The sequence below is a fragment of the Candidatus Poriferisocius sp. genome (assembly GCF_965204015.1).
In the GTDB taxonomy this organism is placed as follows: Bacteria; Actinomycetota; Acidimicrobiia; order Acidimicrobiales; family Bin134; genus Poriferisocius.
In genome coordinates, this window is record NZ_OZ241965.1 from 1,328,214 (window position 1) to 1,348,067 (window position 19,854).

Here is a 19,854-nt window from a genome sequence, read left to right on the forward strand (position 1 = left end):
TCAGGGTCGAGGAGATATCCCGATGGGCATCGCGCTCTACTACAACGCCGATTGCTCCGATTGCGCCCGTCTGGCGGCGCGGACGAGGAAGCTGGACTGGCTGGGTCGCATTGAGTTCTCCACCGTCGATTCGCCCATCGGACCTGTGCCCCCAGGCGAGATTGTCGCGGTCGATCCCAAGGCGCAGAAGATCTTCACTGGCATCTACGCAACCAGGATGATCTGCATGCAAGTGCCGGCATATGCATTGGCGGGGCTGGCTCTTTACGTCCCCCCGATCCGGAATTACTTTGGGCGCAAGAAACCAGGATGCAATGGAGACGCCTGCGAGATTTGAGCGGGTCACGCTGCTGGTGCTGGCCCTCGTTCACGTGGTGGTCCAGCTGACCCACGGCTGGAGCCACATAGAAGCCGACGTGTCCCTTACCGCCATGCAGCAAGTGTTCATCTACGTGGTGGCCACGTTCATGCCGCTCGCCGCGGTCTTCGTCGCACTGCGAAAGGACGTGCGACTAGGTGCTGGCCTGTTCGCAATATCAATGGCTGCGGCTTTCCTGTTCGGGTACCTGGCCCACTTCGTCATCGACAGCCCCGATCTCCACTCAAACGTGGTTGGCGAGCACGCCGACTTCTTCTTCCACTCCGCTCTGAGCCTGGCCATCATCGAGTTCGCCGGTTTCGCCTTCGGATTCGCCATCGCCACCCGCAAACCCCGGTAGGAATTCGCCAGCCGCGGCCTATTGGTGGCGGCGGTCTTCGAAGTCTTCGGGGAGGTCTATGGGGGGGTCGGGGAGTTTCGTGATGTCTCTGCTGGCCAGGAGGGCTTCGAAGCCCTCGGGGTCGGCGGCCCAGGAGGCGGCGTCGCCCATCATAACCTCGAACAGCTCTACTCCGTCAGGGCCGGCGATGAGGGGGCCGAGGGCGGCACCGTGGGGGAGCTCGATGTGGGTGCCGGCGGGGCAGTGGACGTCGCCGCACATGAGGTCGCCGCTCAGCACGTACATCACCTGGGGGGAGTGGTGGCCGTGGCGATGCACGATCATGCCGGGATCCCAGCGGGCCCACATCGACAGGTATTGCTTGCCGTGGCTGCCGAAGGTGAACCACTTCTCCCACACCGACTTCTGCCCGTCGGGGTGCATCTGAGTGCGGACTTGCTGAACCTTCAGATCCTCGTCGTCGAGGTGTCGGAAGATGGGCTCCACTCCGGGAACATCATGGGGCGACGCCATCTCTCAGCCCACTCCGGCGGGAACTTTGGGCACATAGGTCGAGGGGTCGTACTCGTAGGTGGTGGCCTCGATGAACTCGTCGGGCAGATAGCCCTCGGGGAACCGGTACAGGTCGAGGGAGTTGTCCCACAGGATCTTGCGCTTGGAGTCGTCTGAGATCTTGGGCAGGTCCAAGAACGACTGCACCGCCTCCGGGTACTTCGAGTCGGGGTGGGGGTAGTCGCTCTCCCACACGATCTTGTCGTCGCCCAACTCCTCGATCACGTGGTACACGAGGTACTCGTCGGGCTCCACCGAGATGAAGCAGTTGTCCTGGAAGTATTCCTGGGGCGACTTGGTGAGCCCCGGCTTCTCGTAATCGCCCGACAGCTCGATGTGCTCCTCCATGCGCCACAGCCACCACGGCAACCACGCGCAGTTGGCCTCCATGTAGGCCACCCGCAGCCGGGGGAACCGCTCGAACACCCCATTGCAGATCATCGACAGCATGGCCATCTGGGCCTCGTGGGGGTGGCAGACGGTGTGCCACTCGGTGAACGTCTCGAACCGGTCGGCGCCGGCCGACGACCCGTTATGGCCCATGAAGTCGTGGGTGGCGAACGCGCAGTCCAGGTCTTGGAGCAGCTCGTACATGGGGTCGTAGTAGGGGTCGCCCAGCATCCGGCGGTTGAACATGTTGGGCCGGGCGAAGAAGCACCGGGTGCCCAGATGGTCGTAGGCGTACTGGATCTCCTCCACCGCCCGGTGTACGTCGTTCATGACCACCGGCCCCGAGGCGATGACCCGCCCGCCAGACATCTCCCGCATCTCCTGGCCCCAGCGGTTGTAGGCCCGGCACATGGCGGCCTGGAGCTCGGGATCCATCCCGTCGGACCAAAGGTCGTAGCCGGGGCCGTAGATCACCATGAAGTCCATGCCGTCCAGCGGCATGGCCTGGGCCACGGCGTCGCCGGGGAAGCCGTTGTCCACCACAGCCTGGCCGTATTTTTCCCGCATTACGTCGTAGGTCCAGTTCACCGCTTCCATGAAGTCGCCGTAGATGGTGACCCGACTCTGGGTGTAGCGGCCGTCCACCGTGGCCGGGCGGAACGCCTCCCGGCCGGGGACTTCCTTCCATCCCACCCGGTGCTGGAACTTCTGGTCCAAGAACCGCTCCCACAGGTTCTTGGGCTCCACCACGTGCCCGTCGGCGTCAAAGACCTTGTACCCGTGCCGCATGTCCGGCTCTCCTCGATTGCTGCTGAATGTCAGTTGGTCCGAAAAGAGTAGGTCAACCGGACGGAGGGTGGTAGCAGACGGCCTCTTGAGCGGAGCGCACCCAGTGGAGCTCGGTGTCGGGAGGACAGGGGGCGCCCAAGGGCACCCAGGAAACCAGCAGGCCGTCGTGGGGCTGTTCGCAGGCCACCGAGATGAGGGTGGTGGTGCCGATCAAGAAGCAGTCGCCGGGCTCGGGGCGCGACTGGGATACCGGAGCCGATGCCGTGATCGGGCTGTCTGGGTCGGAATCATCAATGGCCGAAGTAGCCACCACGATCAGCACCACCGCCACCGCCACCACAACAGTGGCCGCCAGGCCGATCCACCGCCAGCGAAAACCGACCAACTCAATGGGCGGGGGGGATGCAGTCGGCGGATCGGGTGGGGGCTCAGCCGGACGGGGGCTTCCAGACGGAGGGGGTGCGCCCGCAGGTCGGGCGCTGCTGGTTGGGCGAGGAGCGCTGCGGGCCAGCGTCCGGTCGTAGGCGGCCCGAGACCGGAGATCGCCGAGCACTTGCCAGGCCTCGTTGACCGCCCGCATCCGCTCGGGATCGCCCGATGGCCGGTCAGGATGCCAACGGCGGGCTTGGCGAAGGTAGGCGCGGCGGATGGCGTCGGGCTTGGCGCCGGGGGATACACCCAGAACGTCGTAGTGCGACCGCTCCGGCATAACCCCTTAGTCAATCATCCAGAACACTCAAAGAGCTGTAGGGGAACTTGGCGCCCACGCCGCCGTCCACCAGCAGAGTGCGGCCGCTCACGTAGCTGGCCAGCGGCGACGACAAGAATAGGGCAGCCCCGGCGATGTCGGCGGGAAGGCCCATGCGGCCGATGGGGGCGTTGCCGCTGGAGTGGGCCTTCTGGGCGTCGCTCAGCATGTCCATGATCCGGGGGGTGGCGATGGCCCCTGGCGCCACGGCGTTGGCCCGAACCCCGTGGGGGCCCATCTCCACCGCCATCGACTTCACCCAGGCCATGAGCCCGGCCTTGGCCGCCCCGTAGGCGGCGTGGTTGGGGGCGCCGTCCATGCCCGATGCCGAGGCGATGAACACCATCGACCCCTCGCTGTTGGCCACCATGTGGCGGCCGAACACCTGACCCAGCAGATAGGCGTGGCGCAGATTGATGGCCATCTGGCGGTCCCATACCCCGTCGTCCATGTCCACGATGAAGCCCCACTCGGCCATGCCGATGATGTCCACCAGGCCGTACACCTGGCCCAACGCGGCCACCGAGTCGTCCAGCAGACGCTCCACGTCGGCCCGCGCGGTGGCGTCACCCGACCACGGCACGCCGCCCACCTCCTCGGCGATCTCCGCGGCCCGATCCGGGTCGATGTCCACGCACACCACCCGGGCACCGCACTGGACCAGCCCATGGCTGGTCTGGCGCCCCATCCCCTGACCTGCGCCGACCACCACAAAGCCCTTGCCGTCGAGGCGGAGCAGATCGGGATAGTGCGGGACTGGAGAGTTGTCAGAACTGGTCATGTCCCGACGCTATCCCGCTATCCAGCCAGGGAAGTCACCAGAGCATTGAGCGGCCAGAGATCGGGAATCTCCACCGGCTGAGGGGCCAGCGGCAAGATGGCATAGGCCTCCTCGCCGGGATAGACCAGGTTGTACTCCGATCGGGCCAGACGCTCGACCTCCTCCGGCTGCGACAGCGCCTTAAGCCGAGAGCGGAGGGCATCGTTCTCATCCACAAGGGCAGCCAGCTCGGCCCGGGCGTCAGAGGTGGCCGACCTCTGGTCCATGTAGGTCCGGGTGGGCAGAACGGCGTAGAACAGCACCGCCAACGCGATAAGCACCAGCACCAGCGGGATGACGGAGCGGCGCAGCGTAATCACAGATCAGCTCCCCCGGATGCCGCCAGAGCCGCCCCGCCCCAGTAGGCGGCGGCCTCACCCAGCTCCTCTTCGATGCGCAGAAGCTGGTTGTACTTGGCCACCCGGTCGCTGCGAGCCGGGGCGCCCGTTTTGATTTGGCCGCAGTTGGTGGCCACGGCCAAATCGGCGATGGTGGCATCCTCGGTCTCGCCCGAGCGATGCGACATCACCGAGGTATAGCCCGAGGCAGTAGCCAACTCGACCGTCTCCAGAGTCTGGGTGAGGGTGCCCACCTGATTGACCTTCACCAGAACGGAGTTGGCCACTCCCAGTTCGATCCCCCGCCCCAGCCGCTCGGTGTTGGTGACGAACAGATCGTCGCCCACCAACTGCACTCTCCCACCGAGGGACTTGGTGAGCAGCGCCCAGCCGTCCCAGTCGTCCTCAGCCATCCCGTCCTCGATCGACACGATGGGATAGGCATCGCACAACTCGGCCAGATACGCAGCCATCCCGGCGGAATTCAGCGACCGATCCTCTCCGGCCAGGCGGTACTCGCCGTCGGCGAAGAACTCGGTGGAGGCCACATCAAGAGCCAGGGCCATGTCATCGCCCGGGACCAGCCCCGCGGCCTCGACGGCATCCACCAGCACCGCCACCGCGGCCTCGTTGGAGTCCAAATCGGGGGCAAAGCCGCCCTCGTCGCCGATGCCGGCCGACAACCCCCGCTCCACCAGCAGGCGGCGTAGGTGGTGGTAGATCTCGGTTCCCCATTGCAGGGCCTCGCGGAATGAAGCTGCCCCCACCGGCACCACCATGAATTCTTGAAGGTCGATGTTGTTGGCGGCGTGAGCTCCCCCATTGAGAACGTTCATCATGGGCATGGGCAGCACGTGGGCGTTGGCCCCGCCGATATAGCGATACAGCGACAGGCCGCTGTCGGCCGCCGCCGCGTGGGCCGTCGCCAACGACACGCCGAGCACCGCATTGGCTCCCAGCCGGCTCAGCCCGTCGGTGCCGTCCAAGTCGATCATCGCCTGATCGAGGCCCCGCTGGTCGGCGGAGTCAATCCCAACGACGGCATCGGCGATCTCGCCGTTGATCGAAGCCACTGCATCGGCCACACCCCGGCCTAGATACCGATCACCGCCGTCGCGCCGTTCCACGGCCTCATAGCGACCGGTAGACGCCCCCGAGGGCACCATGGCCCGACCAGATGCGCCCGAACCGAGGATAAGCTCAACCTCAACGGTAGGGTTACCCCTTGAGTCGAGGACCTCTCGGCCGACTATCCGTGTGATCGCGCTCAAAATCCAGGTCTTTCAAGGGTTCCCCAGCCCATCGTCTGTTGCTGATGTGGCTAGAGTCACAAAAATAGACGATGAAATGAGACTTGACCAGGATTAACAATAAATTACAGAGAAGAAATTTCACGGGCGCGAATTTGCTCGCCGACGGCATTGGCAAACACTCGAAGCTCAGATTCGGCGTCCAAACCCGATGCTTGGGCGGCCAGAACGGCCTCGTAGAGACGGCCCGCCACCGTGGCGGTGTCCACTTCGGGCACCACCCCCACCGAGCGGGCCTTATGAATCACCTTGTCGGCGAACAACAGCGCGGGCAACCCCGGCGGGATGCCGTCCATCACCGAGGAGCGCCCTTTCTGCTCCCGCTTGATGGCCTCCCAGTTGACCAACACTTCGTCGGCGTCGTCCACCTCAACCAGATCCGAATCCGATGGACCGAACACATGGGGATGGCGGGACTTGAGCTTGTCGTGGATGCCCCGGGCCACGTCGGCCAGCGTGAACTGGCCCGCCTCGGCGGCCAGCACCGAGTGGAACACAATCTGATAGAGCAGATCGCCCAGCTCTTCTTCCAACTCCTCATAGCCCGACAGGGTGTCGGGGTCCACCGCGTCGAGCGCCTCCAGCACCTCGTAGGTCTCCTCCAGCAGATGGCCCCGCAGTGACTGGTGGGTCTGCTCTCGATCCCAGGGACAGCGGCGGCGCAACTCGCCGGCCAAATCGGCGAACTGAGCCACTTCCCGAGCGATGGGCGCGCCCATCTCGGCCACGTACAGCGACGTGAGGTGGTCGGGCGCCACCGCGTGGTCCAGGTCGGCCCAGGCCACCTCGAACACCCGCTCGTCGGGCAGGCCCAAGCGCTGCAAGACAATCACCTTCTCGTCTCCACCACCAGCGGCCGAGCGGTCGACAACGTCCAGCGCGGCCAGCTTGATGTCGCTCAGCACATGGACGGCGTCGCACTGGGCCACCAGCAGCGGACCCCGCTCTCCGGCGGCCTCCACAGCGAAACGGCGCCCGTCCACCAATCGCACCCCAGCGGCCAGGGGATCAACACCCACGCGGTCCCAGGCCAAATCGGCGAACGACAGCCCGGCCAGCACCTCCAACTCCAAGCCGGGCACCGCCCGCAGCAGCTCCACGGTGTGCTCGGCCACCAGGGGTGAGCCGGGCACGGCGTACAGCACATCGCCGACGTCCGCCCGGGCCTCGGCCACCAAGCGGTCCACGATGGCCCGGTACACCTCCTCGAACGACGAGGCCTGGTCGTAGAGGTCGTCGAACGACTCCGCCGGCTCCACCGCCACCGCCGCGGGGTGACGGCGGGTGCGGACAAAGCGGCGACTGGCGCGCTCGATAGCGTCTCGCACTGCCCCCGTAATGAGCTCGGGTCCGGCCGGGCCGAGCCCGGCAACGATCACCTTGGCCATGGCGTCTTGCCTATCACGATGCCGCCCGCTGTCCCACCCGGCCAGTCACGATGCTCACGATGCCGCCACCGGCGCGGGCTGCTCCTCGGGCACCAAGTCGCGCAGGGCGGCGATGAGGGTCTCGCAGGCAGCAGCGGCCGACTCAACAGGCAATACCAGCAGCCCAGCAGTCTCCTGATAGGTGGCCTTGGGGTAAAGGCGCTCCAGGCGTACCCGCCTACTGGCCCGGAGCTCCACCGGGCTCAGCCGGGCCACCCACTTGGGACCGCCGAATCCGGGACCTTTGGCCACTGTCACCTCCCGGACTCCGGCGCGCAAGCACTCGCACCGCAGCCGAGCCGCGTCCAGCAGCGTTTGGGCAACGTCGGGAACGGGGCCGTAGCGGTCGGCCCACTCGGCGGCCACGTCGTCCACCTCGTCGGGGAGCAGGGCCGCGGCCACCCGCCGGTAGGCCTCTAGGCGCAACTCCTCTTTGGGCATGTAGTCGGCGGGAATGGCCGCCGCCACGGGCAGGTCGATGCTGATCTCCACCGGCTCGGGCGGAGTCTCGCCCTTCAGCTCGGCCACCGCCTCGGTGACCAGTTGGCAGTAGAGGTCGTAGCCCACCGCGGCGATGTGGCCCGACTGGCCGGTGCCCAACATGTTGCCCGCGCCCCGGATCTCCAGGTCGCGCATGGCGATCTTGAACCCTGATCCCAGCTCGGTGGCCTCGCCGATGGTCTTGAGCCGCTCATAGGCCTCCTCGGTGAGCACTCGCCCCTCCGGAGCGAACAGGTAGGCGTAGGCCCGCGCTCCGGCCCGGCCCACCCGGCCCCGCAGCTGGTGGAGCTGGCCCAGCCCCAAAAGGTCGGCCCGGTCCACCACCAGCGTGTTCACCGTGGGCATGTCGATGCCCGACTCGATGATGGTGGTACACACCAGCACGTCGTAGGCATGCTCCCAGAAGTCGATCACCACCTGCTCCAGCGTGCCCTCGTCCATCTGCCCGTGGGCCACCGCAATGCGGGCCTCGGGCACCAGCTCCCGCAGATCGGCAGCCACGTGGTCGATGTCGGCCACCCGATTGTGGACGAAGAACACCTGGCCCTCCCGCAGGAGCTCCCGGCGGATGGCCTCGGCCACCGGGCGTTCGTCGTAGGAGCCCACGTAGGTCAAGATGGGCTGGCGGTCAGCGGGGGGCGTGTGCAAAAGGGTGAGGTCGCGGATGCCGGTGAGACTCATCTCCAGCGTCCGGGGAATGGGAGTGGCAGTGAGGGTCACCACATCCACATCCGCTCGGATCGACTTGATGGCCTCCTTGTGGGTGACGCCGAAGCGCTGCTCCTCGTCCACCACCAAAAGCCCCAGATTCCGAAAAGAGATGTCATCCGACAACAGTCGATGGGTGCCGATCACCACGTCCACCGAGCCATCGGCCAGCCCGGCCACCACCTGGCGGGCCTGGCGGGGAGACAAGAACCGGCTCAGCACCTCCACTCGAATGGGATAGCCGGCGAACCGCTCGCTGAACGTCTGGTAGTGCTGCTGGGCCAATAGCGTGGTGGGCACCAGCACCGCGGCCTGGGCGCCGTCTTGGACGGCCTTGAACACCGCCCGGATGGCCACTTCGGTCTTGCCGAAACCCACATCTCCGCAGATCAGGCGGTCCATGGGCACCGGCTGCTCCATATCGGCCTTGACCTCGACTATGGCCTTGTGCTGATCGGGAGTGAGTTGGTAGCCGAAAGCCGACTCCATCTCCGCCTGCCACGGAGTGTCACCAGAGAAGGCCCGACCGGGCGTGGTGATCCGGCGCTGATAAAGAACCACCAGTTCCTTGGCAATTTCACTGACCGCGGAGCGCACCCCGCTCTTGGTTCGCTGCCAGTCGGCGCCGCCCATCTTGCTGAGCGTGGGAGTCTCGCCCCCGGAGTAGCGGCGTACGGCGTCGACCTGGTCGGTGGGCACATACAGCCTGTCGCCACCCCGGTACTCCACCAGCAGGTAGTCGCGGCTGACCCCGCCGATGGCCCGGGTGACCATGCCCCAGTAGCGGCCCACGCCGTGGTGGCGGTGAACGACATGGTCGCCCGCGGCCAGGTCGTCCAGCTCCCGGGCCGCCGACTGGCGGGGGCGGCTGCGCCGGTGGGCTCGGCGGCGGCCGGTCAGATCGGCTTCGCCCAGCACGGCAAGGCGACATTCGGGCAGCACGAAACCGCGCTGAATGGGTGCCACCACCACACCGCTGCCGCCGTGGGCCGTGCCTCCGACTCCCGACGATCCCGCCCTACCGGCCCCGGAGAGAACCGGGAGGTCCACCCCGTGCTCGCGCAGCAAAGCGGCGGCGCGGCCAGCCGATCCCACCCCGTCGGCGGCCACCCTCACCTCGTACCCCTCGGCCAACAGCCGGGAGACCTGGCGTACCGGGGCGGCCGGATCGCCGATGGCCGAGGCCCAGCCCCCCACGGCTACCGACGGTATCGACGGCCCGGCGGGCACTGCGGTCATGGTCCACGCTGGTGACGGACAGGCGGCCAGCAGCCGGTCGTAGTCGACATGCAGGCGGGGGAACTCCTCACCAGCCGCTCCCCAAGTCTGGGCCAGCACACCGGCCAAGTCGGCCTCTTCGGCGGCGATGTCGGCCGCCCGGTCCCGCAGCCGACCCGGCTCCAGCAGCACCACTAGGGCGTCGGGACCCAGGCGGTCGGTGATGATCTGGTCGTCGCCACCCAGCCACGGCAGCCACGACTCCATCCCATCGAAGAACTGGCCCTCGACCAGCCGCTCCCATTGCTCCCGACCCCAGGGGCGGGAGGCGATCAGCCGCTCCGCGGCCGCCCGGACGGCGGGGGTGGGCCGCACCTCCCGAGCTGGGAAGACGACAACTTCATCCACCGGGTCGGTGGAGCGCTGGTCGGCCACCGAGAACTCCGTAAGCCGGTCCACTTCGTCGCCCCACAGGTCGATGCGGACCGGGCTGTCGGCCGTGGACGGGAACACGTCCACGATGGAGCCCCGCACCGCGAACACCCCCCGGTGCTCCACCTGCACATCGCGGCGATAGCCCCGGCCGGCCAACTCGGCGGCCAACTCGCCCAGGTCGATGCGGTCACCCTGGGCCACCGTCACCGGGGCAACGCCGTCGGAATCGGGAACCAGGCGCTGAAGCAAGGCCCGCACCGGGGCTACCAGCACCGGAGGGCAGCTCCGTGGGTCGCGGAGCTGCCAGATGGCTTGGCTGCGGCGACCCATTGTCTCCACGCCGGGGCTGACCCGCTCGAACGGCAGGGTCTCCCACGCCGGGAACAGGGCGGCACCCCCCTCGAGCATCGCCGAAAGATCGCCGGCCAGGCGTTCGGCGTCCGCGGTAGTGGGGGTGGCCACCACCACCGGACGGCGCCCGTTCAGCTCGGCGATGGCGGCCAGCACCGCGGCCTGTCCCGACTCGGCCACCGCCAGGGAGGCGTCCCGGCGACCGAGCACACCCACCACCGCAGGCTCCGATTCCAGCAGCCGACCGAGGCCGACCAACCCCGACTCAGCAACAGAGGCCGCAGTTGTGGCCATCAGTTGAACCTGTTCATCACGGCATCCACAGGGTCGTCCAGTAGGGCTAGCGCGGCGTCGGCCGCCCGCTCCACCGCGTCGTCCAGCAAGTCCCGGTCAGCCCGACCCGGCCGCTTCAGCACGTAGTCGGCTCCGGCTCGGGGATCAGGGGGCTTGCCCACCCCGATGCGAATCCGAGCAAAGTCGGCGGTGCGAAGGTGCGACTTGATGGACGACAGGCCGTAGTGACCGGCCAATCCCCCGCCGTCTTTCACCTTGATCCGGCCCGGGGGCAGATCAAGCTCGTCGTGGATTATCACCAGACGGTCCAGATGGTCGGCAATGCTCCAGCGCCGCACCAGCGCCCGAACGGCCTCGCCGGACTTATTCATGAATGTCTGGGGAAAGGCCAGCACCACCCGGCGGCCACCCACCCGGACCTCCGCGACCAGCGCCGCTTCCCGGCTCTTGCCCAGCGCCTGACCGTGGCGGCTGGCCAGCAGCTCCACAACCTCGGCACCCACATTGTGGCGGGATCCGACGAACTTGTCGCCGGGATTGCCCAACCCCACCACCACGAGGTCGGCAGGGGTGTCGGTGTGCCTTTTGCGGGATCGCCAGCGAGAGGGCACGGCGACAGGCGCCGAGACTTACTCGGCGGGTTCTTCGGAGGCGGCGTCGTCGGCCTGCTCGGCGTCTTCGTCGGCGTCCTCGCGGACGATCGGCTGGCCGTCCTCGTCGTACTCCACTTCGAGCTCTTCATCGACCTCGGGCTCTTCGATCTCGATAACCCGTATCGAAGTGCTGGCCACCAGCTCTTCGGGGTCGACCGCCAGCTCCACACCTTCGGGCAGTTCGAGGTCGCCTGCCCTGACGGTGTCGCCCATCACCATCTCGCTGATGTCGATCGACAGCTCGTTGGGAATGGCCTCGGGCTTGGCCAGCACCCGGATGGTGAAGGCCGCCTGGTCTACCACACCGTCTTCATTGGCCACCGCGGTGGCTTCGCCCACCAGCACCATCCGCACATCGACCTCGACCGCGACGTCGGCGTCCACCCGGATGAAGTCCACATGGATGACCTCGTTGCGCACCGGGTGGTGTTGTAAGTCCTTGACCAGGCCGAGTTGGCGGTCGCCGTCAACGTCCAAGGTAAGCAAGGCGTTGAGGCCGGCATCGGTGGTCAGCGCCGACCGCAGCTCGCGGGCATCCACCGCGACGGGAACCGAAGCCCCGCCGAGTCCATAGACCACACCAGGCACCCGCCCCTTACGGCGCAGGCGGCGGGACGGTCGGGTCCCGAGTTCACGCGAGGTGTCGGTCTTCAAGATCAGCTCAGCCATAGCGCAGCTAGGAATCTTACTTGCCGCCGGGCTGAAACGGCTAAGCCGCTAAGAGAGGTTCTTGCCGCCGAAGATCTCAGAGACGGAGGTGTCCTCGAACACGGCGTCGATGGCGTCGGCGATGATTCGGGCTACCGACAGCACCTCGATCTTGTCGATCTGCTTGTCGGGCGACAGGGGCAGGGTGTTGGTGACCACCACCTTGGAGATCACCGAGTTCTTGAGCCGGTCGATGGCTGGGCCGGAGAACACGCCGTGGGTGGTGGCGGCAACGATGGTGGCTGCCCCCCGGGCGGCCAGCGCATCGGCCGCGGCCACAATGGTGCCCCCGGTGTCGATCATGTCGTCGATGAGCACGCAGGTGCGGCCCTCCACGTCGCCCACCACTTCGATGACCTCCACCGCGTGCTTGACGTCCATGGCCCGGCGCTTGTGAACGATGGCCAGGTCGGCGTCCAGCTCATTGGTGTAGCGCTCGGCCACCTTCACCCGGCCGGCGTCGGGCGACACGATCACCAGTTCGCCGTTGAAGTCCCTGAGATAATCGACCAGCACCGGCATGGCGGTGAGGTGGTCCCAAGGGCCGTCGAAGAATCCCTGGATCTGCCCGGAGTGGAGATCGACGCTCAGCATCCGATTGGCCCCGGCGGTCCGGAATGTATTGGCCATCAGCTTGGCGGTGATGGGCTCGCGGCCCGCGGCTTTGCGGTCTTGGCGGCCATAGCCGTAGAAGGGGCACACCGCGGTGATCCGCTTGGCCGAGGCTCGCCGGGCGGCGTCCACCATGATGAGATGCTCCATAACCGCGTCGTTGATGGAGGCGTCGTCGTGGGCGGTGTGGCTCTGGACGATGAAGACGTCGGTGCCCCTCACCGACTCCTCGAACCGGCAGTGGATCTCTCCGTTGGCGAAGTCGGCGATGTTGGGCTCCACCAACTCCTCGCCGAGCGCATCGGCGATCTCAGCCGCCAAGTCGTGGTTGGCCCGACCCGAGATGATGGCCAACTTCTTCTTGGTAACCAGTTCCATGGTTTCAGTCTCTTTCTGTCGAATCGGACGGGATCTGAGCCCCGGGTTCGAGGGTGATGTAGGCCCCCACATTGGCATCGGCACCGATCTCGGCATCGGTGGCCGACACCGCCTCCACCACCGCTCGGGGACCGACCACGCAATCGATCAGGTGAGTGTGGGGGCCGATGATGGCACCTTCGCCGATCACAGTCTGACCTCTCAGTACCACGCCGGGGTGGATGACCACATCGGGGGCCAGCTTCACGCTCACGTCGATGTACGCGCTGTGGGGCGCCATGATGCGCACGCCGGCGACCATCCAATTCCGGTTGATCCGCTGGCGCATCTCCGCTTCGGCGAAGGCCAGTTGCTCTCGGTCGTCCACTCCCTGGGCCTCGGCCTCGTCGATGGCATACGACCCCGCATCGTGACCAGCCGAAGTCAGCACAGAGACCGCGTCAGACAGGCTGTACTCGAGGCCGGAGTCGCTGGCGGTCAACCGGCGCAGAGCCGGTGATAGAAGGCTGCGCCGGAAGCAGCACAGTTCAACATTCCCCTCGGCCGCGGTGGCCACGGTGGCCGCTGCCCCGGAAGCCCGGTGTTGGGCGATGAGCCCCCGCAACGTCTGGCCCTGGATGAGGGGCATGTCGGCTGAGATCACCAGCACGTCTTCGTCGTCGACATCGCTGTCTAAAGCCGACAGGCCCAGGGAGGCAGCATCAGCTGTGCCCCGCTGGACGGGCTGCTCTACGAAGTCGATGCGCAGGTCAAAAGCCTCCTGGGTGACGTGCTTGGCCACTTCCTCGGCGCCAAAGCCCACCACCACGGCGATTTGGCGGGGTCGTGCCGCGGCCAGCGCGTCGATCACGTGTAGCAGCATGGCCCGCCCGCACAGGTCGTGGAGGGGCTTGGGCCGCCCCGATCTCATGCGAACACCCCGGCCCGCGGCCAACACCACCGCGGACAGGGGTAGCCGATCCGACGTCATGAGATCCCAGAATCAGCGGACAAATCCGCTGTATGCATGCACATCAACAGCATGCACTCTTTCTAGCGCGGCTGGCGAGGCAGGACTCGAACCTGCAACCTCCTGGTCCAAAGCCAGGCGTTCTGCCACTTGAACTACTCGCCAATGAGCCCCTTGCGGTGAAGCTGTCAGGCACCATTTTCAGGCTACTCCATTGCCGGCTGGTCAACTCTCGGGTTATTGCTGGTGCCGCTGGTCGGGCTAGCGTGGTCGCACCATGGGATCGTTGATCAAAAAGCGCCGCAAGCGGATGCGTAAGAAGAAGCACAAGAAAATGCTCAAGCGCACTCGCTTCCAGCGGCGAGCCCGCGGCAAGTAGCTCCCAGCTATCACCCACCGGTCGGAATGGTGCCCACCACAATGCGGCCTTCGCCGGGGTAGGCGCCCTCCACAAACCAGGAAGAACCGCTGCCCGCCAGACGCGCCGTCTGACCGGTGGCCTGTTCCAGCGCTCGGCGGTACTGGTCCAGGCGGGGTTCCACCTCGAGGGCGGCGGGTTCTAAGTCGTTGCCGTTCGATCCTCTTGGGCCTCCCATCTCGTCCCAGCGGCGGTACACCGCCGGAGTGGAGCAGCCAAACGGGGGAATGAGCAGGGTGAGGATTCGGGGGATGTGCTCTAGCGGCTCGATGAGTTCGCCAATGCCCCGGACACGAGCCCGACCGCCGACCAAACAGAAGGGAACGTCGGCACCCAGTTGGGCCGCTCCTTCGACGTCGCTATAGCCAGCCCAGCGGAGGATGGCGGCGGCGTCAGCCGACCCTCCTCCCAACCCGGCCCCCGGCGGGATTCGCTTGGCCACCGTGACCCGGGCATCCCGCCCCGCCAGAGCCAGCGCCCGGGTGATGAGGTTTTCGTCAGGGTCGATCTCGCCCCCGCCCTCGATGACCACCTCGTGGCCCGCCTCGACCTCCAGCGTGTCGGCCAAGTCCAGCGTCACCATCTCCGCATCAATCAGGTGATACCCGTCATCCCGCACCCCGGTGATCCGTAGCGACAGCGTGAGCTTGGCTGGTGCAGATAGAACAACCATCACCACGAGGCTACGGCGACCAGCTTGGCCCAGTGGTCCAGCGTGAGCTGTTCGGGGCGGGCGGTGGGGTCGATGGCGGCTTGGGCGAATTCGTCGGGGGTGAGGTAAGTGGACAGGGAGCGGCGCAGCATCTTGCGGCGCTGGCCAAAAGCGGTGCGAATGAGGGTGAACAGGTAATCGGGGTCGACGTCGACCGCCGGTGCTGACTGGCGTTCCAGCCGCACCACGGCCGACGACACCCGAGGACGGGGGTAGAACACCGTGGACGGAACCGTGCGAACCATCCGGGCTTCGCACCAGTAAGCCACCTTGAGCGTGGGAATCCCGTAGGCCTTGGTACCCACCGGAGCCACCAACCGCTCGGCCACCTCCTGTTGAACCATCACCGTGAAGGTCTCGATGCGGGGCTCGTTGTCGAGGAGTTCCAAGAGCAGTGGGACGGCGATGTTGTAGGGCAAGTTGGCCACCAGCGCCCACCGCCGGCTGTCAGCGCCAAGCCTGGTTCGCCACTGCGTTGTGGTGGCGTCGGCGTGGACGATCTCCACGTTGGGGGCGTCGGCCACCTCGGCCAACGGGGCCAGCATGTGGCGGTCGGCTTCAACGGCCAGCACATCGTGGACCTCGGCAGCCAGCGCCCGGGTGAGGGCGCCGAGACCGGGGCCGATCTCCACAACCGATTGGTCGGGAGCCAGTTCCGCGGCCCGCACCATCGCCGCGATGGTGTTGGGATCGACCACGAAGTTCTGGCCCATGGCCCGGCTCGGGGCCAGGCCGTGGCGGTCGAGCAGATCCCGCACCTGGTTGCGGGTGAGGGTCACGCGTCGAGCCGGTAGAAAGCGGCCGCGTTGTCCCAGGTGTGCTCGGCCACCGTCTCGGGGGGCACGCTGTGGACTCGGGCCAGCGCCTCTCCCACTAGGGGAAGGTTGGCCGGGGTGTTGGGCTTGCCCCTCAGCGGTACGGGGGCCAGGTACGGCGAGTCGGTTTCCACCAGCAGGCGGTCCATGGGACACAGTTCGGCCGCAGCCCGCACGTCATCGGCCGAGGGGAAGCTCACGATGCCGCTGAACGACAGGTACGCCCCCCGGTCCAACGCGGCCCGAGCTTCGTCGGCGCCGCCGGTGAAGCAGTGGAACACCGTGCGCTCGGGCACGCCGCCTTCGTCGAGTATGGCGAAGGTGTCGTCCCACGCCTCCCGGGTGTGGATCACCAGCGGCATCCGGTGCCGGTGGGCCATCTCGATGTGGGCCGCGAACACCGCCTGCTGGTCGGCGGGTGGCGAGTGGTTGTAGTGGTAGTCGAGCCCGCTCTCCCCCACCGCCACCACCCGGTTGGATCCCAGCAACTCCTCGATCCCGTCGATGCCGTGACGGGCTTCGTGAGGGTGGACCCCTACCGTGGCCCATACCCGATCACTAGCCTCCGCCTTGGCAATCGCGGCCACCGACGTAGCCGCATCGGTGCCCACGTCGATCATGCGCTCCACCCCGGCACTCGATGCTTGGGCGACCGTGGCTTCGAGGGAGTCCGACTCCAAGTGGCAGTGGTTGTCGATCCAGCGCACCTTCAGCCTTTGAGCCGGGGAAACAGCGGATCGCCTTCGGCTACCGGCAACCCACCGGGGTACTGCCCCCAGACCGCTGCGGCGGGCAGCCGTTGATCGAGGGGGGTGCCGTCGAGTCCCAAGCGGGTCCAAGCCGCTTCGCAGGAACTGGGGATGGCCGGACAAGCCATGATGCACACGATGCGGAGGGCCTCAAGGGCGTTGCCCAGCACCGTGTCGACCAGGGGACCGGAATCCATCTTCCAAGGCTCGGTGGCCTGGAGGTATTCATTGGTTTCGCGGATCAGCCGCCAAGTGGCCTCCAAAGCCACCGACGGCTGGAAGCGGTCCCAGGCCGCCGCGGCATCCGAGTAAACCTTGGCGGCAATGTCGGCCAACGGGTGGTCGGCATCGGGGGCGGGGCCGATTCCCCCGCACTTTTGGTGGACCAGCGTGGAGGCCCGCTGCAACAGGTTGCCGAAGTTGTTGGCCAGATCGGTGTTGTAGCGGTGCTGGAGGGCCTCGTGGCTCACCTCGCTGTCGGGGCCAAAGGGCGTGTCCCGGAGCAGGGAGTAGCGAAAGCCGTCCACGCCGAAGTCGGCGATGAGGTCGGTGGGCGAGATCTGGTTGAACGCCGACTTCGACATCTTCTCCCCGCCCACCAGCAGCCAGCCGTGGACGTGGTAGTTGGGCAGATCGGTGACCCCGGCGGCCAGGAGCATGGCCGGCCAGTACACGCAATGGAAGCGGATGATGTCCTTGCCGAGAAGGTGACGGACCGACGGCCACCAGGCGGCGAACTTCTCGTCGTCATGGCCGTAGCCCGCCGCGGTGGCGTAGTTCGTGAGCGCGTCATACCACACGTAGAACACGTGGCCCTCGGCCCAGGGCACCGGAATGCCCCAGTCGATGGAGGTGCGGGTGATCGAGATGTCCCGCAGACCGCCCCGGATGATGCCCAGGGCCTCATTGCGGTAGCCCTCGGGAGTGATGTTGGTGGGGTTCGACTCGAACCACTCCAACAGCGGTCCCTCAAACTCGGAGAGCTTGAAGAAGTAGTTCTCCTCGGTCATCCGCTCCACCCGGCCCGACTCGATGTCTTCGGCGGTCACGTCCTCTTCCGACACGTAGGCCTCGTCGGATACCGAATACCAGCCGTCGTAGACCGCCGAGTAGATGTAGCCGTTGTCATAGGCCCTCTGCATGAGCGTCTGAACCGAGCGGTGGTGGCGGGGTTCGGTGGTGCGGATGAACTCGTCGTTGGCCACCCCTAGCTCGGCCCACGCCTCCCGAAAGCGCTGGCTGGTGCCGTCGGCCTGCTCCAAGGGCGACAGGTTGTTGGCCTCCGCCGCCCGCTGGACTTTGAGGCCGTGCTCGTCGGTGCCGGTGAGATAGAAGACGTCTTCGCCCAGCAAGCGATGCCAGCGGGTGACGGCGTCACCGTTGAGCACGGTGTAGGCGTGGCCGATGTGGGGGGCGTCGTTGACGTAGAAGATCGGGGTCGTCAGGAAATAGCGCGACACCGCTTCACACTACTTCCATCAGTCCGTTGATCCCGATGTGTTACTCCCCGAACATCTCGGCGGAACGGCGGGCCATCTCGTCGGGGGACACATCCTCCACGTGGGTGGCCACGTGCCAGCGGTGGCCGAACGGGTCGACGAACATGCCACCCCGGTCGCCGTAAAACTGGGTTTCCACCGGCCGCTCAGCGGTGGCCCCGGCGGCAACAGCTTTGGCGTAGGTGGCGTCGGCGTCTTCCACGTACACGCTGATGGTGACCGCGGTGCCGCCGATGGAATTCGGTCCCAACACCCCCATCTCGGGGTACTCGTCGGACACCATGATGAGCCCGTCGCCGATGGCCACCTCGGCGTGGCCGATCATGCCGCCGGGTGCGGAGATCCGCATGCGCTCGGTGGCGCCGAACACCTCGACCATGAAGTCGATGGCCGCGGCCGCGCCGGCCACACACAGGTAGGGGGTGATGCGGGGATAGTCATCCGGAATGGGCTTGACATCGCTCATGGGGACTCTTCTTTCATCTCTCAGTCAGGCATCTCTCAGTCAGGAAAAACTGGCGGGGTCAGTCTGCCAGACTCATCTGGTACACGGCTCGTCGGGATACGCCGAGGTCGGCGGCCACTGCCGCGGCGGCATCCCGGCGGGACAGGCCGTCGGCCAGCCGCTCATCGAGGGCCATCTTGATTTGGGATTCTGACGGGGGCGCCGGATCGGGGCAACCGGCCACCACCAGCACGTACTCGCCTCGGGGCTCGGCTTCCTCGGCCCTGGCGACGGCATCGGCCAAGGTTCCCCTCCAGATCTCCTCGTGCAGCTTGGTCTGCTCCCGAACGATGGCGACCAACCGATCACCGCCGAGTACCGACGCCATGTCACCCAGCGTGCGGGCCAGCCGGTGCGGGGCCTCGAACAGCACCGTGGTGCGGGATTCCTGGGACAGCTCCTCGAGGCGGTCGAGCCGGTGGCGGCCCTTTTTGGGCAGAAATCCCTCGAAACAGAAACGCCCGGTGGGCAAGCCGCTCACCACCAGGGCTGAAATCGCAGCCGAGGGGCCGGGTACGGCTTCCACCTCGCCTCCCGCCTTGAGGGTGGCCTTGACCACTTTGGCCCCCGGATCGGAAACCGCCGGGGTGCCAGCGTCGGTGACCAACGCCACCATGCTCCCACCTGTGATCAGCTCGGCGATCTCGGCCGCACCGGCTTTCTCGGTGTGCTCGTTCACGACCAACAAGCGGGGAGCAGTCACCCCCGCATGGGCCAGCAGGCGACCGGTGCGGCGAGTGTCCTCGCAGGCCACCACGTCAGCTTTGGCCAAGACCTCCACTGCCCGTGGGGACAAGTCGCCCAGGTTGCCGATGGGAGTGGCAACCAGTACCAATCTGCCAGCCATGCCTCCTCCAGCGTGGTTGGATCATCCCCTCCCGCTACCAGCAGTCTGCCTCACCTGCAAGCGGTCTCCGGGTTTTATGCCCCATCGGGCGAACGAGCCCGCTTCCGCCTCCAATACCGCTCGGGCCCGCCAAACCGGAAGGCCGATCCGGTGGCGGGCCATCGTGGCGGTTTTCAACACCACCAGATCGCGGTCGAGGTGGGCCACGTCAACCGGGAAGCGCATGCCCACGGTGTGCACTGAGAACGCGGGCCGCAACAGCAGCGCATTGTCGAACTCGTCGCGGCCCAACAGCCCCACCGCCCGCTCGCGCCAACGAGTGGCGACCTCCACAGTGGCCAGCACCCGGTCGTCGCAGACGAGCCACGCCATCACCAGATTTTCCAACTCCAGAGGCGTTTGTTCAAGA

General features: G+C 66.7%; 22 protein-coding genes and 1 tRNA gene. 3 read left to right on the top strand and 20 right to left on the bottom strand.

Going from position 1 to position 19,854, the window contains the following annotated elements:
- Positions 1–22: 22 nt before the first annotated feature.
- Positions 23–337, top strand: a complete 315-nt coding sequence (locus ACOGJC_RS05925; protein WP_419847589.1) for a hypothetical protein — start codon at positions 23–25, stop codon at positions 335–337.
- A complete protein-coding gene (locus tag ACOGJC_RS05930) occupies positions 315–719 on the top strand; it encodes a hypothetical protein (RefSeq protein WP_419847590.1) in 405 nt (134 codons plus the stop codon). The genes ACOGJC_RS05925 and ACOGJC_RS05930 overlap by 23 nt, the downstream gene beginning before the upstream one ends.
- Before the next feature lie 18 nt (positions 720–737).
- On the opposite strand, the gene ACOGJC_RS05935 is transcribed toward ACOGJC_RS05930, so the two are convergent.
- The 13 genes from ACOGJC_RS05935 to ACOGJC_RS05995 form a co-directional block, all read right to left on the bottom strand.
- The gene (locus ACOGJC_RS05935; RefSeq protein ID WP_419847591.1) at positions 738–1,232 is read right to left on the bottom strand and encodes a hypothetical protein; all 495 of its coding nucleotides are present in this window, start codon (positions 1,230–1,232) and stop codon (positions 738–740) included.
- Between the two features lie 3 nt (positions 1,233–1,235).
- Positions 1,236–2,450, bottom strand: coding sequence for an amidohydrolase family protein (locus tag ACOGJC_RS05940; RefSeq protein ID WP_419847592.1), 1,215 nt, complete (start codon positions 2,448–2,450; stop codon positions 1,236–1,238).
- A 52-nt stretch (positions 2,451–2,502) separates the two neighbouring features.
- On the bottom strand, positions 2,503–3,159 hold the full coding sequence (locus ACOGJC_RS05945; protein ID WP_419847593.1) for a J domain-containing protein: 657 nt from the start codon (positions 3,157–3,159) through the stop codon (positions 2,503–2,505).
- Between the two features lie 10 nt (positions 3,160–3,169).
- Positions 3,170–3,979, bottom strand: coding sequence for an SDR family NAD(P)-dependent oxidoreductase (locus ACOGJC_RS05950; RefSeq protein ID WP_419847594.1), 810 nt, complete (start codon positions 3,977–3,979; stop codon positions 3,170–3,172).
- Positions 3,980–3,996: 17 nt separating this feature from the next.
- Positions 3,997–4,338: an FtsB family cell division protein gene (locus ACOGJC_RS05955; protein WP_419847595.1), complete on the bottom strand. Its 342-nt coding sequence runs from the start codon at positions 4,336–4,338 to the stop codon at positions 3,997–3,999.
- Entirely contained in the window at positions 4,335–5,627 is a 1,293-nt protein-coding gene (eno, locus tag ACOGJC_RS05960; protein WP_419847596.1) for a phosphopyruvate hydratase, read from the bottom strand. Before eno ends, ACOGJC_RS05955 begins: the two co-directional genes overlap by 4 nt.
- 104 nt (positions 5,628–5,731) lie before the next feature.
- Complete coding sequence (locus ACOGJC_RS05965; protein WP_419847597.1) at positions 5,732–7,054, bottom strand: MazG nucleotide pyrophosphohydrolase domain-containing protein; 1,323 nt, start codon at positions 7,052–7,054, stop codon at positions 5,732–5,734.
- Positions 7,055–7,108: 54 nt separating this feature from the next.
- On the bottom strand, positions 7,109–10,600 hold the full coding sequence (gene mfd / locus ACOGJC_RS05970; protein ID WP_419847598.1) for a transcription-repair coupling factor: 3,492 nt from the start codon (positions 10,598–10,600) through the stop codon (positions 7,109–7,111).
- On the bottom strand, positions 10,600–11,211 hold the full coding sequence (pth, locus tag ACOGJC_RS05975; RefSeq protein ID WP_419847599.1) for an aminoacyl-tRNA hydrolase: 612 nt from the start codon (positions 11,209–11,211) through the stop codon (positions 10,600–10,602). Before pth ends, mfd begins: the two co-directional genes overlap by 1 nt.
- Positions 11,212–11,229: 18 nt before the next feature.
- Complete coding sequence (locus ACOGJC_RS05980) at positions 11,230–11,922, bottom strand: 50S ribosomal protein L25 (RefSeq protein WP_419847600.1); 693 nt, start codon at positions 11,920–11,922, stop codon at positions 11,230–11,232.
- Between the two features lie 48 nt (positions 11,923–11,970).
- The gene (locus tag ACOGJC_RS05985) at positions 11,971–12,951 is read right to left on the bottom strand and encodes a ribose-phosphate diphosphokinase (protein ID WP_419847601.1); all 981 of its coding nucleotides are present in this window, start codon (positions 12,949–12,951) and stop codon (positions 11,971–11,973) included.
- Positions 12,952–12,955: 4 nt separating this feature from the next.
- Entirely contained in the window at positions 12,956–13,921 is a 966-nt protein-coding gene (locus ACOGJC_RS05990) for an NTP transferase domain-containing protein (RefSeq protein WP_419847602.1), read from the bottom strand.
- Positions 13,922–13,992: 71 nt separating this feature from the next.
- Positions 13,993–14,065: transfer RNA gene (locus ACOGJC_RS05995), tRNA-Gln, on the bottom strand.
- A gap of 112 nt (positions 14,066–14,177) precedes the next feature.
- On the opposite strand from ACOGJC_RS05995, the gene ACOGJC_RS06000 reads away from it, so the two are divergent.
- Positions 14,178–14,279 (top strand): 30S ribosomal protein bS22, encoded by a 102-nt coding sequence (locus ACOGJC_RS06000; RefSeq protein ID WP_419847603.1) that lies wholly within the window; start codon positions 14,178–14,180, stop codon positions 14,277–14,279.
- 10 nt (positions 14,280–14,289) lie between these two features.
- Here the strand turns inward: ACOGJC_RS06000 and ACOGJC_RS06005 are convergent, their stop codons facing one another.
- From ACOGJC_RS06005 to ACOGJC_RS06035, 7 genes are read right to left on the bottom strand one after another with little or no spacing between them, the layout of a single operon-like run.
- Positions 14,290–14,991 carry a 4-(cytidine 5'-diphospho)-2-C-methyl-D-erythritol kinase gene (locus ACOGJC_RS06005; RefSeq protein ID WP_419847604.1) on the bottom strand — a complete coding sequence of 234 codons (702 nt, stop codon included), beginning with the start codon at positions 14,989–14,991 and terminating at the stop codon, positions 14,290–14,292.
- Positions 14,991–15,809 (bottom strand): 16S rRNA (adenine(1518)-N(6)/adenine(1519)-N(6))-dimethyltransferase RsmA, encoded by an 819-nt coding sequence (rsmA, locus tag ACOGJC_RS06010; protein WP_419847605.1) that lies wholly within the window; start codon positions 15,807–15,809, stop codon positions 14,991–14,993. Before rsmA ends, ACOGJC_RS06005 begins: the two co-directional genes overlap by 1 nt.
- A complete protein-coding gene (locus tag ACOGJC_RS06015; RefSeq protein ID WP_419847606.1) occupies positions 15,806–16,552 on the bottom strand; it encodes a TatD family hydrolase in 747 nt (248 codons plus the stop codon). Before ACOGJC_RS06015 ends, rsmA begins: the two co-directional genes overlap by 4 nt.
- 2 nt (positions 16,553–16,554) lie before the next feature.
- Entirely contained in the window at positions 16,555–18,054 is a 1,500-nt protein-coding gene (locus ACOGJC_RS06020; protein ID WP_419847607.1) for a class I tRNA ligase family protein, read from the bottom strand.
- A gap of 40 nt (positions 18,055–18,094) precedes the next feature.
- Entirely contained in the window at positions 18,095–18,559 is a 465-nt protein-coding gene (locus ACOGJC_RS06025; RefSeq protein WP_419847608.1) for a VOC family protein, read from the bottom strand.
- Positions 18,560–18,617: 58 nt separating this feature from the next.
- Positions 18,618–19,445, bottom strand: coding sequence for a 16S rRNA (cytidine(1402)-2'-O)-methyltransferase (gene rsmI / locus ACOGJC_RS06030; protein WP_419847609.1), 828 nt, complete (start codon positions 19,443–19,445; stop codon positions 18,618–18,620).
- 21 nt (positions 19,446–19,466) lie between these two features.
- Entirely contained in the window at positions 19,467–19,817 is a 351-nt protein-coding gene (locus tag ACOGJC_RS06035; RefSeq protein ID WP_419847610.1) for a DUF192 domain-containing protein, read from the bottom strand.
- Positions 19,818–19,854 lie beyond the last annotated feature (37 nt).

What these genes read in the sequence shown, in the direction of transcription:
- ACOGJC_RS06035 (WP_419847610.1), bottom strand. Translation starts at nt 19,817, where the DNA reads ATGGCGTGGCTCGTCTGCGACGACCGGGTGCTGGCCACTGTGGAGGTC.
- ACOGJC_RS05935 (WP_419847591.1), bottom strand. Translation starts at nt 1,232, where the DNA reads ATGGCGTCGCCCCATGATGTTCCCGGAGTGGAGCCCATCTTCCGACAC.
- ACOGJC_RS05990 (WP_419847602.1), bottom strand. Translation starts at nt 13,921, where the DNA reads ATGACGTCGGATCGGCTACCCCTGTCCGCGGTGGTGTTGGCCGCGGGC.
- rsmI (WP_419847609.1), bottom strand. Translation starts at nt 19,445, where the DNA reads ATGGCTGGCAGATTGGTACTGGTTGCCACTCCCATCGGCAACCTGGGC.
- ACOGJC_RS05985 (WP_419847601.1), bottom strand. Translation starts at nt 12,951, where the DNA reads ATGGAACTGGTTACCAAGAAGAAGTTGGCCATCATCTCGGGTCGGGCC.
- ACOGJC_RS05925 (WP_419847589.1), top strand. Translation starts at nt 23, where the DNA reads ATGGGCATCGCGCTCTACTACAACGCCGATTGCTCCGATTGCGCCCGT.
- ACOGJC_RS05930 (WP_419847590.1), top strand. Translation starts at nt 315, where the DNA reads ATGGAGACGCCTGCGAGATTTGAGCGGGTCACGCTGCTGGTGCTGGCC.
- mfd (WP_419847598.1), bottom strand. Translation starts at nt 10,600, where the DNA reads ATGGCCACAACTGCGGCCTCTGTTGCTGAGTCGGGGTTGGTCGGCCTC.
- ACOGJC_RS06025 (WP_419847608.1), bottom strand. Translation starts at nt 18,559, where the DNA reads ATGAGCGATGTCAAGCCCATTCCGGATGACTATCCCCGCATCACCCCC.
- ACOGJC_RS05945 (WP_419847593.1), bottom strand. Translation starts at nt 3,159, where the DNA reads ATGCCGGAGCGGTCGCACTACGACGTTCTGGGTGTATCCCCCGGCGCC.
- ACOGJC_RS05980 (WP_419847600.1), bottom strand. Translation starts at nt 11,922, where the DNA reads ATGGCTGAGCTGATCTTGAAGACCGACACCTCGCGTGAACTCGGGACC.
- ACOGJC_RS05965 (WP_419847597.1), bottom strand. Translation starts at nt 7,054, where the DNA reads ATGGCCAAGGTGATCGTTGCCGGGCTCGGCCCGGCCGGACCCGAGCTC.
- ACOGJC_RS06000 (WP_419847603.1), top strand. Translation starts at nt 14,178, where the DNA reads ATGGGATCGTTGATCAAAAAGCGCCGCAAGCGGATGCGTAAGAAGAAG.
- ACOGJC_RS05950 (WP_419847594.1), bottom strand. Translation starts at nt 3,979, where the DNA reads ATGACCAGTTCTGACAACTCTCCAGTCCCGCACTATCCCGATCTGCTC.
- ACOGJC_RS05940 (WP_419847592.1), bottom strand. Translation starts at nt 2,450, where the DNA reads ATGCGGCACGGGTACAAGGTCTTTGACGCCGACGGGCACGTGGTGGAG.
- ACOGJC_RS06005 (WP_419847604.1), bottom strand. Translation starts at nt 14,991, where the DNA reads ATGGTTGTTCTATCTGCACCAGCCAAGCTCACGCTGTCGCTACGGATC.